We start from the raw sequence: 16,739 nt of genomic DNA, 5'->3' as shown, positions 1-16,739 counted from the left end.
GATTAAATCAAATTTTAAGAATAATAAAGATACAAATTATTGATGTTCATTAAAATAAACTGAACCCTGCAAATCTTCCAGTAACGTTGGATGTTCAGGATTCCAGCCTAACGATCTTTTTGTTTCTTCGCTTGATGTTTTATTATCTAACTTAGCAAAATGCGTAAACCATGAAAAATGTTCTGCTGCTTCTTCAGAATTAAGAGAAACAATTGGAATATTCAATCGATCTGCAATTTGTGTGGCAATTGTTTTAAAAGGAATTCCCTGTTCTGCGACAGCGTGATATCTTGTTCCTTTTTCAAATGGTTTTTCTAAAGCAAAACGGTATAATTTTGCAGCGTCTAATCTGTGAACAGCCGGCCAAAGATTATTTCCATCATTAATAACAGCCGAAACTCCTTTTTCTTTCGCAATTTTAATCAATAACGGAACAAATCCGATTACATCTCCTTTTCCGTGAACAGACGGAGATAATCTTACAACGGCAACTTTTACACCTTTTGCAGCTACAGCATCTGCTGCAATTTCTGTTGCAATTCTTGGATGCGGGTTGTTTGCTGAAAGATCATTTTCTGTGGTAATCCCATCTTTTGAAAAAAGAGCTGTACCGGAAGTAATGATAAAAGGACGATCGGTTCCCACTAAAGTATCACCAATAGTTTCAATCACTTTTTTATCGAAAGCGCACATTTCTTCAAAACGGGTAAAATCGTGGACAAATCCTAAATGGATCACCGCATCTGAAACGGAAGCTCCTGATTTCAGACTTTCAAAATCAGTTAAGTCTCCACGGTGCACTTCTGCGCCCGCTTCAGTTAATTTTTTTGCTGATTCTTCAGATCTCGCTAATCCTAAAACCTGATGACCAGCTGCTAATAATTCCTGTACTACAGCAGTTCCTACGAAACCTGTAGCGCCTGTAACAAATACTTTCATTTTTTGACTATTATTTATGATGCAAAGTTCAGTTTTCATCTGATGATCGATGTATCCAAAAAGTAGTTTGTTGTAGCCGAATAAATTTTAAACTTAAAATTTTAATTAAATGATTTTCTGAATTCTAAAGGTGAAAGATCAGTTTTAGCTTTAAATAATTTACTGAAAGACTGTGAATGCTCAAATCCTAATTCATAAGCAATTTCACTTACAGAAAGTTCGGTTGTAGACAGTTTTTCTTTGGCTTTTTCGATCAGTTTTCCGTGGATGTGCTGCTGTGTTGTCTGTCCGGTAAGAGATTTGAGTAAACTGCTTAAATAATTGGTCGAAATATTTAACTGTTCAGCGATCAATTGCGCACTTGGAAGTCCGTTATTGATGATATTTTCACTTGTAAAATACTCTTCAAGAAAGATTTCAAGTTTATCTAAAATCTGATGATTGGTTTTCTTTCTGGTAATAAACTGCCGCTGATAAAAACGTTCACAATAATTGAGCAAAACTTCAATCTGGGAAATGATGATATTCTGTGTAAACTGATCAATGCCAGACTGATATTCTTGTTTTATACTTTGAAAAATCCCAATCAGGATTTGTTCTTCTTTTTCTGAAAGAAATAAGGCTTCATTTACTTTATATCCGAAAAAATCATAATTGTGAATCTTTTTTGCCAAATCAGTATTCCACAAAAAATCGGGATGAAAAGCTAGAATATAACCGGAAGGTTTCTTCTCTTGACGACTGATGTCTAAACCGACGAGTTGTCTCGGAGCAATAAAAGACACCAATCCGCCATCGTAATCATATTTTCCTTGTCCGTAGGTCATTTTTCCGTGAAGGTCACGTTTCAAACCGATAAAATATAAATCCTGAATCCAGTTAATTTCCGGTTCGTCGATCTGATAATTCACCAGACTGTAATCAACAAGGCTGATTAGAGGATGTTCCGGTTGCGATAATCCTGAAATTTTATGCAGTTCAGATATCGTATCGATGGTGTATAATTTTCTTTTATTCATAATTGAAAAATGAGGCAGCAGAAAACTACTGCCTCTACAAATTTAGTAATCTGTTGATATACTCAGGTTTTTAAATTCTGAAATTTCCTTTTGAAGTGCATCCAATTTATTTCCTGCAAACTGAAACGCATCTGAACCCAACATTAAATGCACTGGCGGATTTTTCACTGAAGCAAGCTCTATCAAAACAGTTGCTGCTTTTTCAGGATCTCCAGGCTGATTTCCGTTGATTTCTTTTTCGTGAACGGTTTGTAGCTGTCTTGCTGCGGTGTATTCTTCAATTTCATTTTCAGGAGTTCCTAATGAACCGCCTGTAAGGAAATTAGTTCGGAAGTATCCGGGATAAACAACGGTTGCATGAAGACCAAACTCTTTTATTTCTGCCGCTAAGGCTTCTGTGAAACCCACAACCGCAAATTTGGTAGAACAGTAAATTCCCCAACCTGCAAAATCTCCCGTTAGTCCGGCAATCGAAGCGATATTAATGATACGTCCGCTTTTCTGAGCTCTTAAATAAGGCATTGCTTTTCTGATGACATTGAGTGAGCCGAAAACATTGGTGTCAAAATTTTTACGGCTTTCCTCATCTGTTAATTCTTCTAAAGTTCCCAACTGACCGTATCCTGCGTTGTTGACAATTACATCGATTTTGCCAAAATTTTCAACGGTTTTCTGGATGGCTTCAGCAACATTGTTTTCATTAATTAAATCCATTTCTAAGGGAAGAAAAGATTCACTTTCAGAATTGACTGCCGTTTTTAGTTCAGCAAGATTTCTTGAAGTTGCGGCTACAGAATATCCTTCATTCAGTAATCTTTTTACTAAGGTTAATCCTAAACCTTTTGACGCTCCGGTTACAAACCATACTTTTTGTGTGTCCATTTTTTGATTGTTTTAATTGATTAATTTCTATACTGCAAAGTTGGAAAATGATGAAAAGACCGATGTGACCGAATCAAAGATTGTTGTAGTCAAAACTAAGATGAGAAAAGTTTAATTTTCAAATATTTGTGATAAAATGTTTATTTTTGATAAAATTCAGCCGCATGAAATTCTCCAAAGTTATTTCTCTTCTTTTATTTTTTTGCTTTTTCTTTTGCAATGCGCAGGAACTTCCAAAGGTGAAATTGAATCAGTTTAGAAATAGTTATAAACAAGATTATCGCAACGATACACTTTTTCTTAAAATTGATAATCCATTGGCTTGCCCTTTGAGAATTAAAATTTTTTCGGACTATTTAAAAAGTAAAAATTTAATTGATGATACTTTGAAAGTGATGGCCTATGAAAATTCTTTTGCTGAAATAAAGATATTCGCTAAAAATATCGATGTTGAAAAATTAGAACTCAATATAAATCAGGCATTTGGTGATAACGATAAAATTATTAAACAAAATAATCTTGCACTCCCCTTTCCGAAAGGTAAAACATACCATATTATGCAATCCAATAAAGGAAGCTTTAGTCACGATAATGATTATAGCAGGTATGCCGTAGATTTTGATATGAAAACCGGTGATACCATCACAAGTGCCGATGATGGTTTTGTAGTTGGTGTTATTAAAGATTATGAATATGGCGGAAACGATAGAAAATGGATTCCTTATGCCAATTACATCACTATTTATCATCCTCACAGCGGGTTATTTACGCAATATGTACATTTAAAAAAAGACGGAAGCCTGGTGAAAGTAGGTGATGCAGTTGAAAGAAATCAACCGATTGGTTTGAGTGGAATGACTGGTTTTGCTTCCGGTGAGCATTTGCATTTTAATGTCTTAATTCCGGAGAAAGGAAAGACTTTAAAGTCAGTTCCGTTCACTTTTGAAAATGATCTTTCTTCACAAAGTTTAAAAAAGAATATGAAAGTGACAAACAAATAATTAATTTAAATCTATGAAAATTACCAAACACATTATCATAAGAATTTTGGCTATAGCAATCCCTTTGCTCTTATTATATTTCTATTCTGAAATGGCTTTCGAAGCCAATCGTCAACGTGAGCATCGTACTGATGCCGGTTTGGGTATTGCATTTCTGCTTGTATTTGTTTTGATTATTCTAATGGTGGGTTTTATTACAGATTCTATTGTCAGGATTTATAAGAAACAATATTCTATTGCTTTGATTAATGTTCCTTTTCTGCTTTTATTTTTAATTCCGGTTTTGTATATCTCTTGTCTTTTTTCGCGTGAAGCTTTTTACTGTCAATGTTTTAGTTAAAAAATTCTTAGAAATCATAAATAATATTAAATTTTCCACAGCATTGAGAATTAAGTGTATTTTCGTTTTTATAAAATTGAATATATATGAAAAGACTTTTTACAATCTCAGGAATTTTCACACTCCTTTTGTTTTCTCAAAATACTTTTGCGCAGGAAGTACAATCTGAACTTACAATGACCTATAAAGGAGATAACATCAAAAAAAATACTCAAGAACGCACAATTATTCTAAACGGAAATGTAATGTTAAAAACAAAAAACATTTCTTTGGTAAATGCTGAAAAAGTAACGATAGACGAGAAAAACAATACGGTTACCATTTACAATCCAAAAGATTTTAAACTACTTTATGCGAAAACGATATCAAAAAAAGGAGAAAGCAACAAAAATATAATCGTATATAATACCAAAGAAGAAAGTATCACCTTTCAATAATTAATTTTAACAAAATTCACAGTATGAAAATAAAATTATCTCTTCTGTTATTAATGATGACAGCCTTATATTTCGCACAATCTAACCAGTTCATTTACGAATACACTTTCAAAATAGATTCACTGAACCGCGATAAATCAGATACTGAAAACATGGTTTTGCAGACTACACCTAAAGGATCGAAATTTTACAGTCAGGTAAAAGCTGTTTATGATTCTACCATGACTGCAGCATTTAAAGATGCACGGACAACGCAGAAGGTGCATTTTGATTTTACGAGTTTGAAGCAAGCTAAAGTAAATACAGAAGTTATAAAAACATATCCTGATTATAAGCGTACTTTGAAAAAAGAAATTAGTTCAAACGACTTATTGATTAATAATGATAAAAAACTTGATTGGAAAATAAGCAACGAAAAATCTAAGGTTTTAGGATATGATGTTCAAAAAGCGACAACAACTTTGTATGGAAGAAAATGGAATGTTTGGTTTGCTCCCGAAATCCCAATTCAGGACGGTCCGCACGAATTTTGTGGTCTTCCGGGTTTAATTGTAAAAGCCGAAGATGCTAAAGGTGACCATAGTTTTACACTTATTGGAACAAGAAAAATAGAAGTGAGTCCGGATGAAATTTTAAATAAAAAAGCAAGGGAAATAGTCATCAACGAAGAAAAATTCAGAAAACTTTGGAGTGATTACAAAAAAGATCCTGCAAAAAATCTGCGACAAACTTCAGGTTCCACAAGTATTTCAGCCCCTGTATCCGTTTCAGCATCAATTACTTTCGATGGTAAAACATATTCTCAGGATGAGATGCTAAAATTAATTGAAAAAGAAAGAAAAGAAGAACTTCAAAAAAACAACAATTTCCTAGAACTCGATTTATACAGATAAAAACATTCGATTTAAATATTATTTCAAAAATAGCACGGACAATAAGTCCGTGTTTTTTGTTTTATAATGAGTAGGTTTAAAATTAATGTCTCCAAAATCCTTATTTGGTGTAAAAATAGATACGTAACAGATAACACTTTGTCTCAATATAAAATATATCACAATATGAAATCACAAAACAGTTTAGAAAAAAGAAGCCTTCGAGGTAAAACTGTCGTAGTCACAGGAGGAACCAGCGGAGTCGGAAGAGCTGCCGTTGAAGCCTTTGCCTTTGAAGGCTGCAATATCGTTATCGCAGCAAGAGGTCAGGAAGCTTTAGATGAAACATTAAATATTTGCAAAGATTTAGGCGTAAATGCCATTGCCGTTTCCACGGATGTTTCAAAAGCTGAAGAGGTAGAAAATCTTGTAAAAGCTGCCGTACAGGAATTTGGAAGAATCGACATCTGGGTTAACAATGCCGGAGTAATGGCAAGTGGAAAATTTGAAGAAATACCGATGGATCTTCACGAGCAGGTCATTAAAACCAATCTTTTCGGATATATGCACGGAGCATATTCGGTTTTACCGCTTTTCAAGGAACAGAATGAGGGAATTCTTATCAATAATGTTTCAATTGGCGGATTTATGCCCGCTCCTTACAGTGCTGTTTATTCGGCAACAAAATTCGGAATCCGTGGAATGATGGAATGTCTTCATGGCGAAATTTCAGATTATCCCGACATTCATATAGCCAATCTTTATCCGCAAATCCAAAGATCTACTGGAAATATGCATTCTGCAAAGTTTTCAGGACTTGATTTTAAAATCCCACCGTTTGCATCAGACCCAAGAGATACCGCTGAAAAAATTGTACAGTTGGCAAAAGAGCCACAGAAAGATCTCTTCCCAGATTTTAGATCACGGGCTTTAGTAAATCTTTACGAGATGTTTCCAAAAATCATTATCAATACCGCTTCAGCAGGAATGCGATTAATGATGAAACTTAAAAATGCTCCATCCGACTCCGGAAATGTACTTGAACCTTCATCAGAACCTCATCAAATTTATGGAGAAACCATTCTTCCTGTTCCCGGAAAGAAAACCAAAATTGCTTTGGTTGCCGGACTTGGATTAGGACTAGCTTTTATGCTACTAAAATCAAGAAAAGCAGATAAAGAAATTTATCTTGAGGATTAATGATCATCCCCGTCAGTTCGAGTAAAATTCTGAAAGAATTTGTATCGAGAACATTACTTACAACCCAAAACGAGAACCTGTTACAGGTTCTTGTTTTTTATTATCAAGTATACGTCTCCGAAAAGCCGTCACTTCGAGTAGCTTTTGCAAAAAAGCGTATCGAGAAGTTTTATGGAAACAGGTTTTGTGCTTCCGTTCATTGATTCTTGATACATCCCTATTGCATCGGCACACTCGAATTGACGTTGGTCTACCTTTATGTAACCACCCCGTCAAAAATTCTTTGAATTTTCGCCATCCCTCCAAAGGACGGAAATTTTTTATGCTTATTGTATGTTATCGTTGGGTTTATTTAGCGTGGAATTTTTTGCAGCTTTTACCAGTTCATTCATATCTGCATACAACAGTCTCCAATCGTGAATGTCTTTCATGGCGGCAATCATGTACAGAAAAGATTTTAAGATTCTCTCGAGATCTCTGCGTATTGCCGATGCATTTTTCATTTGTCTGAGATTGGCATTTGCTCCTGCCTGTTCTGCAAATAACAATTCGAAAGCCTCATGTTTAGCTTTCATTTCATTAAAAGATGGAAGTAATAACAGTGCATTGAGCTTTTGAACATTTTCCGAAGTTTCAAGCTCTTCAATGAGCTTTTTCATCTGTGCGGTTTGGGATGAATAGCTCATTTTGTCAAGATTGAGACTGTAGGTTTTAAAAATCTCAAATAAATCTTCACCAAGATGATAATTGGGCATGTTAGCCATTTTCCGGTATCCGTTCAGGAAGTTTTTTAAGCTTCTGAAAGCAATGTCCCTATTTCTGTCTGCGCCCGCAACATCTCCGCCTCTACCACTGAATGTTTCTTTGGCGTAAACAGCATCGTAACCTGCATAGTTTGTTTTGAGCTCTGTAAGAAGCGGATGGTTGGTAATAACTCCATAAGTACCGGAATCCGATGTATTGATAATACGTTGTGTAAGTGTAGCCAAGTCTTTCGTACTCAGCCTTGTCAATGAAATTTTCATAATCAAGTGTGTTTTTGTTAGAAATTATCTTAAATATTTCAAGTATGAAGATACTCATTTTTTCATTTGAGTAAAACAGTTGGTTTAAACTTTTTGCAGTGTGAAGAAGAGTTTATTCTGGTGAATTAGATATTCTGTAGGTGTGCAGAGGTTTTAAACTATCGGTTTAAAGGTTTTGTGGGTGTACGGAATGCTTGATTTGTTGGTTTATACTTATTGTAGGTTGTGTTTTATTTTAATCTTTAATATGCATATAATATTTTATTTCAGTAGAAATACGGAAGATTTTGAATTTATTAGGATTTATTTTTGGAATTACGGAAATCCGTATTATTTGAAATAAATGATTCTTTATATTCGAATAATATTCTTCTTAGCAAGAAAAAAATAATAAAAAGCATATTTATGAAATTCTCAACTATTTTTAACATAACTCGTGATTTGGATGATAAATGGTTTGATCCAATTTTAAAGCGTGATACAAAATTATTTATAGATCCATTTCTGTTGTTTAAGGCTGAAGATGAATTATTTGGAAAGTCATATGATAATACAATATCTTTTTTTAATAAAGCATTTGAAATAGCAGCTGTTTCTAAAAAAAATAATTCTGACATGAGATACAAACAGCTTCTGAGAATGATGAGTTTTCCTGAGGTTTCTGAAATCTGTTTAGGCTATGCAGAAAGTGATACAGGAGGATCAGGATCTGGTGGTAGTTTTTCTAAAATAATTGTTGATTCTATTTTTGATTCTATTGAAATGGGAGTTACGAATTACAATTTTTTTGAAGAAATAGGATTGTTTAATTTAGGTTTTGGGTGCGATAGAATAAGTGATATGACTGCTACTTTGGTAAAAAAGGAATTAATAGAATACACTCAACGTATTTGCAAAAAACATGGTGTAAAAACAGATATTATAAAAATTAAGCAATATGAATTTAATAATAGATTTAATAGATGGGAGTCTAGAGAAGTCAGCTTACCAATAAATCCATATAATAAAGAAGCTATAATATTAGTACCACAAAAGTTTTTAAGAGAACTTCCAACTATAAATGCTAGTGATTTTTGGGATTACTGTTGGGATAATTTGAATGAAGAAATTAGAGAACAGTATAGTTTAGAAATAAAAGGAAATTTAAAAAAATCAGATTTAATTCAGATTGCCAGACAAAATAGACAATGGGTTAATAATTTTGAAGATTTTTTAAAAAGAACAGGTTCGAATCCATACGATATAGTAAAAGATGCTAGTGGATTATATCAATGGATAAATACTACAGAAGAATTTACTAAAGAGCATCAAATAAAAAATTTAGATGTTATTTCAGATAAAGATTTTGAAAATTTTGTTCATACTGTTGTAAATAATTTTGTTCATTTTTTAGAAAATAATTCGGGATATAAATTGCTTTGGAATGATAATAAAAAACATAAAAAAGAGGAAGCTGTTCAATTAATTTTTTATGGAATTGTTGTTCATTACTGCGAAGCTAATAATATTGATCTGAACAGAGAGGTAAATTTAGGAAGAGGTCCAGTAGATTTCAAATTCAGCAGCGGATATAATAATAAATTTTTAATAGAAATAAAGCAAGCAAATAATTCTAAATTCTGGAATGGCCTTGAAGTTCAACTTGTAAAATATTTGGAAGTTGAAAAAAATAAAAATGGAATATTTATTGCTGTCTGTTACAGTGAAAAAGAATTAAATAATGTATCAAATATTCAAAAAAATGTTGATTTATTAAATAAGAAATTAGGAACAAATATTCATTCTTATGTTATCGATGCAACACCAGAGAAACCTTCAGCCTCGAAATTGTAAAAGTAATTTTTTGATTATAAATTTGATAACAAATAAAAAAAACCTGCTTCAAAGCAGGTTTTTCTATATATAAAATTAAAAATATTAATGTCCAGATTTTGCATCAGCATCTTGTTTCACATGGCTTAAATATTTAGTACAATACGCACCAAAAATTAAGATGGCAATATAACAGAACACAGGAATAATAAATGATTGCTGTACTCCGAAAACATCTGCTAAATAACCCTGGAAAATAGGAACAATCGCACCTCCTAAAATAGCCATTACGACCAATGAAGATCCTTGACTTGTATATTTTCCTAATCCTGAAATAGCGAGTGTATAAATATTAGAGAACATAATCGAGTTGAAAATTCCGATTCCTAAAATGCTGTACATTGCCAGTTCGCCGTGATTTAACATCGCTGAGATCAATAATAAAACGTTGATTCCTGCAAAGATCGATAACGTTCTTGCCGGAGCAGACTTCCCTACAAAGAATGCCACAAAATTTAAAGCAATAAATACCAGGAAGAAACTTATTTGTGAAAACGTAAGATCAACAATGCTGAAGATCACAAGGAAAACCGCAGCTGCCGCTCCCAACATATATAATGCTTTCTTCCCCTGACTGATCGAATGATTTAACGAAATAGCACCTAAGAAGCGCCCGATCATTGCACCACCCCAATATAGAGAAAGATAGTTTTTACTTACTACTTCAGAAAGATTCATGATCTGAGGCTGCTCCAGAAAGCTGATGATAAAACTTCCTACCGCTACTTCCCCACCTACATAACAGAACATCGCAAAAACTCCGAACTTTAAGTGATTAAACTTAAAAGCTCCAAAGCCTTTTTCGATTTCTTCTTCCGCAGTTTGGAAAGATGGCAACTTTACTCTTGAAATCAATAAAGCCACCAATAATAAAATTCCGGCAAAAATTAAATAAGGAATTCTTGTTGCGACAGCAGAGAATGAACCGTCTGCTGCAGAGAAGAATTCAAAAATTAAATGTCCGCCCAAAACCGGAGCGATCGTTGTTCCGAATGCATTGAAAGCCTGCGTCATATTCAATCGGCTTGATGCAGAATCTTCCGAACCTAAAAGCGAAACATAAGCGTTTGCAGTAATCTGAAGAACGGTAAAGCCTAATCCAAGAACAAATAAAGCGCCTAAAAACAATCCGTAAGAAGAGAATGTTGCCGCCGGATAAAATAAAATACATCCGAAAGCTGCAAGAAAAATCCCAAAAAGAATTCCTTTTTTGTAACCTACTTTGTTGATGGGATCTCCGCTTGATGTGGAAACCAAAAAGTAAATTAGCGAACCTATAAAATAAGCTCCAAAGAAACAGAACTGAACTAACATCGATTCGAAAAAGGTCAGTTTGAAAAGCTGTTTCAGGTATGGAATAAGGATGTCATTCATACAGGTGATGAATCCCCACATAAAAAATAAAAGCGTAATGGTAATCAGAGGAATGGTATAATTCCTTTTAGATTTTACTTCATTATTTATCATATACATTAAAATTAAGAGGCTAAGATAATCTCTTTTACTGATAATCTCTTAATTTGAGACAATAATTTTATCTGAGATTATCGCTTTTAAGGATAGCATTAAATAAAATCACTTAATTAAATAATTGATTTTAATTGACTTACACTTATTTTGAGAACAAAAACATCATTGCTTCATTATGAACTTTATTTAAAGATAAAACCAAAAAAACAGCTTGTAAATGGCATTATTAAGTTAATATTAAATTTTAATCTTAAATTTGTCGCAATAAGTATTCACAAATAGTTTTATGGATTCACAACAACAATTTTTAAAGAAATCTGAGGAGGCAAAAGATCTTTTTCTTCCACACCTTTCTGCAGACCCTGTCGTTTTTGGCTTTGATCAAAGTGAATTAAAGGTTCTTCTCCTTCAGATGACCTATAGAAAGCAATGGCTTTTACCAGGCGGTTACGTAAAAAAAGAAGAAGATTTAGACGATGCCGCTAAGCGCGTTTTAAAAGAAAGAGCAGGAATTTCAGATGTATATTTGGAAGAGTTTGCCGTTTTTGGTAAAAATAAAAGAAGCGAAGTTTATTTTGAAGATTTCGATGAATCTCTGTGGCAGAAACAACGTTTTGTTTCTATAGGTTATTATGCGTTATACAATCCCGATAATGCAAATCTTGTTGTGGATGAGCTTAGTGACAAATGTGAATGGGTTTATCTCAGCCAGCTCAAAGACATAGACTTGGCAATGGATCATCGTGAAATTATAGAAAAAGCTTTATTAACGCTTAGAGAAAGAATTTCGTATAAACCGATTGGCTACAATTTGTTACCGGAAAAATTTACACTTTCAGAACTACAGAAACTTTATGAAACTATTTTAGGAAAAGAGCTTAACCGTGGAAATTTCTACAGAAAAATAAAGAATCTCGGTATTCTTAGAAAATTAGACGAGCAACGTCGTGGCGGTGCCCACAAATCTCCTGACCTCTACTCTTTTGATGAAGAAAACTATAAAAAAGCATTAGAAAACGGACTGAATAATTGGTAATAAAATCCTGAGAAATCAGGATTTTTCTTTGTACTTTTTTGAAAATATATTACCGCAAAAGGTTCAAAAGAAATGATTGAAAAATAGAAATTCAAAAGTTTACAAAATCTAAAAAAGACTGAATAGCCAATCGTTTTGCAAGCTTTTGAATAACTCAATCCTAGGACAATCTTTTGATTCTTTTCCGGTTGAAAAAAGAATATATTTTTAGTTTAAAGTATTTTGAACTCTAATCCATAAACAATCAACTAAAAAATCATCAACCGCTATAAGCTTAATTGTCTTTCAAATTCTTCTATATATTTTGCTAAATGAATTCCGTCTGCTAATCCGTGGTGAGCTTCAATAGAGACAGGAAGATACTTTTTGCCATCACGAATACTGAATTTCCCAAATGTAATCTTCGGAATACATTCTTTAGGATCGAAATTGGTAGGATGAAGCAAAGCTGAGAAAGATCTCCATGGGATTGTGGTGTGTCTGATGTGATTAATTGGTAGCACATCATTGCTTATTCCTAAACCAGTAGAATTTTGCACCGATTTAATTTCTTTTTGAAGTCCTTCGTTAAAAGTCTCAAAATCATCAGAATAATGAAAAAATGAAAATCCAAAAGTTCCGTCCGCTCTGCCAATTGTGCTTCCCCCATGTACCTCATCGAATAAAATAATTTGATTGTCAACAATTCTCAATTTCAATTCGTCTACAGAATTTACAGCAACCATCGATTTATGAAGATAATAGGCAAAAAAAGAAATGCCATTTTCTTTGGCTGTGTTGTAAGCTTTGGTACATTCAACTTCTGTTGTAAACCCAAAATACGGGCTCGCCATTTTTGAAAAAAACTCATAATGCTCTTTTCTGTTCCAGCTTTCAATATCTATAATCTTCATTGATTTATTTTTTGCAAATTTCCGTAAGATTTATCAATTCTAAAGTGACTAAAAACAGAAATTTTATATTTTGTGAGAATTGCCTTCATAAAGATATTTTATCTTTCGTCAAATCTTGGCTTGTCTTCTTTAAAGAAAGGGTTTCGCTGTTAACACAGGTGAATACATGTATCCGGAGAAAGGTTCTTCTAAAAAATTAAATAGTTGTCGTCATATTTTATGAAATATAATTTGGTTGATTTTTTGATGTCAAAAAATGTTCGTAATACCCAAAGATTAAGAATAGGATTGAGATTTATGGGATTAAGAGTGTTTTAAAGCTTTTTTAAAAATTTGTAAAGCTTATTCTGCATCTTTCATTATTCAGAATTCATCATAAAAAATAATATACAGCAATGCAATACAGAAAATTAGGAAACAGCGATTTAGAAATTTCAGCAATCACCTTTGGAGCTTGGGCTGCAGGAGGTTGGATGTGGGGAAGTACAGATAGAAATGACGCTATTGAAGCGATAAAAGCTTCTTACGATGTTGGTGTGAGTTCTATTGATACGGCTCCTATTTACGGACAGGGAACAAGTGAAGAAATAGTGGGTGAAGCCATCAAAGGTATTTCACGTGATAAAGTACAGATTCTTACTAAATTCGGAATGCGTTGGGATTTGGCGAAAGGAGATTTTGCAATGCACAGCAAAAATAATGACGGACAAGATATTGATGTCTATAAATATGCAGGGAAAGAGAGCATCATCTATGAATGCGAACAAAGTTTAAAAAGATTAGGCACAGACTACATAGATCTATATCAAATTCACTGGCCCAATTCTACCACGCCGATTGATGAGACTTTTGAAGCCGTTTCAAGATTGATCGATCAGGGAAAGGTTCGTTTTGCCGGAGTTTGTAATTATAATGCTCAGCAAATGGCAGAGGCAGAAAAAACGTTGAATTTAGTTTCCAACCAGATTCCGTTTAGTATGGTTAATCGTGGAATTGAGGAAGAGACAGTTCCTTACTGTATAGATCACAATAAATCTATTTTGGCATACAGTCCTTTAGAAAGAGGTTTGCTGACAGGAAAAATAACTACAGATTACAAATTTCAGGAAGGAGATCATCGAGCAAAACTACCACACTTCCAGCCAGAGTTTATTGAAAAAACAAATCAGCTTTTAGATAAAATAAAACCAATTGCAGAAAATCATAATGCAAGTTTAGGGCAACTTGTTTTAAGATGGACGATAGAAAGACCTGGAATTACTATCGCTTTGGCAGGAGCCAGAAATGCGGAACAGGCTGTACAAAATGCAAAAGCAATTGATATTAGCTTAAGCAAAGAAGAATTGAAAACTATTGACGATCTGGTCAATGCTTTTTAAATTTTAAAATCACCACTCACAATAATAAAATGGAAAGAAGAACTTTCTTAAAAAACAGCGGACTCGCAGCTGCAGGATTAATGGCATCATCTGCCGTTCCTGCTTTTGCATCCCAATTATTAAAAGAAAATAGTATGGAACAATTTGATAATTCAGGGCTTGGAAAAAGATTCAGACCAAAAAATAAATCAGGCTTTGGCGGGGTTGCTTTAGGAAACGGATTTAATGCCAATCCGGATATTGAATGTCTGCAATCCATTGAAGCAGCATGGAACGCCGGAGTTCGTTATTTTGACACTTCGCCTTGGTATGGTTTAGGTCTTAGCGAACACAGAATGGGATTATTTTTGAAAGATAAAAAACGTGACGAATTTACACTCTCCTCAAAAATCGGAAGAATTCTGAAGCCTCACGATGATTTCAAATTAGACGGCTTATGGAAAGGAAAACTCAATTTTTCTTATGACTACGATTATTCTGCTGCAGGAGCCAGAAAAAGTGTAGAAGATAGCTTGCAAAGATTGGGCGTTGCTTCATTAGACATTGTTTTCATTCATGATCTGTCTCCTGATAACAAAGATATGAAAGGCGATTGGGAAAAATATTTCGATATTGCCGCAAAAGGAGCGATGCCCGAATTGATCAAAATGCGTGAAGAAGGTTTGATTAAAGGCTGGGGATTTGGCGTAAACACGATTGAACCTATTTTAAAAGCCATCGAAGTTTCAGATCCCGATGTTTTCTTATCTGCTTGTCAGTATTCATTGATTCATCACAAAGATGATTTGAATAAAGTTTTCCCGAAAGCTGCTGAAAAAGATATTTCAATTGTTGTCGGTGCACCTTTGTGTGCAGGCTTTTTGTCCGGTAAAGACCGTTATTTATATAATGGAGACTTTCCAGCCGGAGTTAAAGAAAAACTAGCGTCTTTACAGCGTGTTGCCAATAATCATAAAGTAGATATAAGAACGGCTGCTCTTCAGTTTGCAGCTGCTCCGGACGTGGTTTCAGGAGTGATTCCGGGAGCTCACACCGTTAAACAGGCTCAGGAAAATGCAGCTTCATTTAAAGTGAAAATTCCTGCAGGTTTCTGGGCAGAATTAAAGAAAGAAAAGTTAATAGAAGAAAATGCACCCGTTCCAAAAGGATAAATTATGGAAAAAAGAAATAATAAATACCAACTTCAACTGAATGAACTGTCTCTTAAAGATGGTTCTTCAGCTGAAAAAAAACTAAGTTTTGAATTTGAAAATCATGATGACCTTTTTAAAATTTTTGAGGTGATAAAATCTAAAAATATTTTTGAGGATGAAAATACCGCAAACGAATTTAGTTTAGGGCTAAAGCTTTTCACAGAAGTGATGCTAAAAAACAAGCAACATCCTTTATTTGAAGACTTGCGACCTGCCATCACAGAATTTATGAAAAAACTGAAAAGTCAGTAAACAATGAAAGATTTTAAAACCATATTTTTCTTTTTAAGACTTCCAATTGCCATTTCGTTAGCAGGACACGGATTGGTAAGATTACCAAAATTACAGACCTTCACCGAAGGAATGGTAAAGTCTATGGAGAAATCGGCAATTCCTGAAGCGTTGATTACCCCTTTCGGATATGTTTTGCCATTCTTAGAAGCGATTATAGGAATTTCTCTTTTAATTGGTTTTAAACCTAAACTAACGATATATTCTGCAATTGCCTTGATGAGTATTTTGATTTTGGGAAGCAGTTCTATTGAAAATTGGTCAGCTATTGAAGCGCAACTACTCCATTGTTTGTATCTGTTTGCGCTTTTGTGGTTTTATTTAAAATACAGTTCTGAAGAAAATCAACCATTAATTTAATAAGCTATGAACGAACGAATTTTAGAAGGCGAATTTTGGACCGCCAAAAAAGTTGAAAACAATTATATTGTTAGTATTAAAGACAAATCTAGCATTTTACAAGCTTTGAATGATTTTGTACTAAATCAGAATATCAAATCTGGTCAGATAACAGGAATTGGTGCGGTAAGTGAAGCAACGTTGAGGTTTTTTGACTTCTCGACGAAAGATTATGTCGATAAGAAGTTTGATGAACAAATGGAAGTTACCAATATTTCAGGAAATGTTTCTGTACTTGACGAAAAACCGTTGCTTCATCTTCACATTACTTTAGGACGACAGGATTATTCTGCAATTGCCGGACATTTGCAAGATGCAAAAATTCGGGGCGCAGGAGAATTCTTTTTCTATCCTTTGGAAACAGCGATATATAAAACTAAAAATGAAGAAGTAGGAATCAATTTGTACAATTTTGAAAAGTCTAACGAGAAACCTTAATTTTGTTTTATATTTTTTCAAATGTTTGACATCCTTATTTCTCATATTCAAAA

18 protein-coding genes are annotated in these 16,739 nt (G+C 33.7%); 12 read left to right on the top strand and 6 right to left on the bottom strand.

The window, feature by feature from the left end; translation table 11 throughout:
* Nucleotides 1–36: 36 nt before the first annotated feature.
* The 3 genes from EG358_RS12475 to EG358_RS12465 all read right to left on the bottom strand — a co-directional run bounded on the left by EG358_RS12475 (nucleotide 37) and on the right by EG358_RS12465 (nucleotide 2,840).
* Complete coding sequence (locus EG358_RS12475) at nucleotides 37–939, bottom strand: SDR family oxidoreductase (RefSeq protein ID WP_076558573.1); 903 nt, start codon at nucleotides 937–939, stop codon at nucleotides 37–39.
* Nucleotides 940–1,040: 101 nt separating this feature from the next.
* On the bottom strand, nucleotides 1,041–1,958 hold the full coding sequence (locus EG358_RS12470) for a helix-turn-helix domain-containing protein (protein WP_076558571.1): 918 nt from the start codon (nucleotides 1,956–1,958) through the stop codon (nucleotides 1,041–1,043).
* A gap of 42 nt (nucleotides 1,959–2,000) precedes the next feature.
* Nucleotides 2,001–2,840 (bottom strand): SDR family NAD(P)-dependent oxidoreductase, encoded by an 840-nt coding sequence (locus EG358_RS12465; protein ID WP_076558568.1) that lies wholly within the window; start codon nucleotides 2,838–2,840, stop codon nucleotides 2,001–2,003.
* A 164-nt stretch (nucleotides 2,841–3,004) separates the two neighbouring features.
* On the opposite strand from EG358_RS12465, the gene EG358_RS12460 reads away from it, so the two are divergent.
* The 5 genes from EG358_RS12460 (at nucleotide 3,005) to EG358_RS12440 (ending at nucleotide 6,690) form a co-directional block, all read left to right on the top strand.
* Nucleotides 3,005–3,841, top strand: coding sequence for a M23 family metallopeptidase (locus EG358_RS12460; RefSeq protein ID WP_083676991.1), 837 nt, complete (start codon nucleotides 3,005–3,007; stop codon nucleotides 3,839–3,841).
* A 13-nt stretch (nucleotides 3,842–3,854) separates the two neighbouring features.
* Nucleotides 3,855–4,181, top strand: a complete 327-nt coding sequence (locus EG358_RS12455; protein WP_076558564.1) for a hypothetical protein — start codon at nucleotides 3,855–3,857, stop codon at nucleotides 4,179–4,181.
* An 86-nt stretch (nucleotides 4,182–4,267) separates the two neighbouring features.
* Nucleotides 4,268–4,618, top strand: a complete 351-nt coding sequence (locus EG358_RS12450) for an LptA/OstA family protein (RefSeq protein WP_076558562.1) — start codon at nucleotides 4,268–4,270, stop codon at nucleotides 4,616–4,618.
* A gap of 23 nt (nucleotides 4,619–4,641) precedes the next feature.
* A complete protein-coding gene (locus tag EG358_RS12445) occupies nucleotides 4,642–5,511 on the top strand; it encodes a GLPGLI family protein (RefSeq protein WP_076558561.1) in 870 nt (289 codons plus the stop codon).
* 165 nt (nucleotides 5,512–5,676) lie between these two features.
* The gene (locus EG358_RS12440; protein WP_076558560.1) at nucleotides 5,677–6,690 is read left to right on the top strand and encodes an SDR family NAD(P)-dependent oxidoreductase; all 1,014 of its coding nucleotides are present in this window, start codon (nucleotides 5,677–5,679) and stop codon (nucleotides 6,688–6,690) included.
* A gap of 326 nt (nucleotides 6,691–7,016) precedes the next feature.
* Here EG358_RS12440 and EG358_RS12435 read toward each other — a convergent pair whose 3' ends face one another.
* A complete protein-coding gene (locus EG358_RS12435) occupies nucleotides 7,017–7,715 on the bottom strand; it encodes a DUF6261 family protein (RefSeq protein ID WP_076558558.1) in 699 nt (232 codons plus the stop codon).
* Nucleotides 7,716–8,120: 405 nt separating this feature from the next.
* Between EG358_RS12435 and EG358_RS12430 the strand changes: the two genes are divergently transcribed.
* Nucleotides 8,121–9,548 (top strand): hypothetical protein, encoded by a 1,428-nt coding sequence (locus EG358_RS12430; RefSeq protein ID WP_076558556.1) that lies wholly within the window; start codon nucleotides 8,121–8,123, stop codon nucleotides 9,546–9,548.
* Between the two features lie 84 nt (nucleotides 9,549–9,632).
* Here EG358_RS12430 and EG358_RS12425 read toward each other — a convergent pair whose 3' ends face one another.
* Nucleotides 9,633–11,054, bottom strand: coding sequence for a sugar MFS transporter (locus EG358_RS12425; RefSeq protein ID WP_076558554.1), 1,422 nt, complete (start codon nucleotides 11,052–11,054; stop codon nucleotides 9,633–9,635).
* Between the two features lie 289 nt (nucleotides 11,055–11,343).
* On the opposite strand from EG358_RS12425, the gene EG358_RS12420 reads away from it, so the two are divergent.
* Nucleotides 11,344–12,093, top strand: coding sequence for an NUDIX hydrolase (locus EG358_RS12420; RefSeq protein ID WP_076558552.1), 750 nt, complete (start codon nucleotides 11,344–11,346; stop codon nucleotides 12,091–12,093).
* Between the two features lie 266 nt (nucleotides 12,094–12,359).
* On the opposite strand, the gene EG358_RS12415 is transcribed toward EG358_RS12420, so the two are convergent.
* Nucleotides 12,360–12,986: a chloramphenicol acetyltransferase gene (locus tag EG358_RS12415; RefSeq protein WP_076558550.1), complete on the bottom strand. Its 627-nt coding sequence runs from the start codon at nucleotides 12,984–12,986 to the stop codon at nucleotides 12,360–12,362.
* A 395-nt stretch (nucleotides 12,987–13,381) separates the two neighbouring features.
* Here EG358_RS12415 and EG358_RS12410 point away from each other — a divergent pair, with 395 nt between their 5' ends.
* The 5 genes from EG358_RS12410 to EG358_RS12390 are packed head-to-tail and all read left to right on the top strand — an operon-like array spanning nucleotide 13,382 to nucleotide 16,686.
* Nucleotides 13,382–14,365, top strand: coding sequence for an aldo/keto reductase (locus EG358_RS12410; protein ID WP_076558548.1), 984 nt, complete (start codon nucleotides 13,382–13,384; stop codon nucleotides 14,363–14,365).
* Nucleotides 14,366–14,394: 29 nt separating this feature from the next.
* The gene (locus tag EG358_RS12405) at nucleotides 14,395–15,516 is read left to right on the top strand and encodes an aldo/keto reductase (protein WP_076558546.1); all 1,122 of its coding nucleotides are present in this window, start codon (nucleotides 14,395–14,397) and stop codon (nucleotides 15,514–15,516) included.
* A gap of 3 nt (nucleotides 15,517–15,519) precedes the next feature.
* Nucleotides 15,520–15,810 (top strand): DUF3861 domain-containing protein, encoded by a 291-nt coding sequence (locus EG358_RS12400; protein WP_066678299.1) that lies wholly within the window; start codon nucleotides 15,520–15,522, stop codon nucleotides 15,808–15,810.
* 3 nt (nucleotides 15,811–15,813) lie between these two features.
* The gene (locus EG358_RS12395; protein WP_076558544.1) at nucleotides 15,814–16,209 is read left to right on the top strand and encodes a MauE/DoxX family redox-associated membrane protein; all 396 of its coding nucleotides are present in this window, start codon (nucleotides 15,814–15,816) and stop codon (nucleotides 16,207–16,209) included.
* 6 nt (nucleotides 16,210–16,215) lie between these two features.
* Nucleotides 16,216–16,686: a PPC domain-containing DNA-binding protein gene (locus EG358_RS12390; RefSeq protein WP_076558542.1), complete on the top strand. Its 471-nt coding sequence runs from the start codon at nucleotides 16,216–16,218 to the stop codon at nucleotides 16,684–16,686.
* The last annotated feature ends 53 nt before the right edge of the window (nucleotides 16,687–16,739 follow it).

The sequence above is a fragment of the Chryseobacterium indoltheticum genome (assembly GCF_003815915.1).
GTDB classification, from domain to species: domain Bacteria; phylum Bacteroidota; class Bacteroidia; order Flavobacteriales; family Weeksellaceae; genus Chryseobacterium; species Chryseobacterium indoltheticum.
This window is presented reverse-complemented; position numbering and strand designations above follow the sequence as displayed.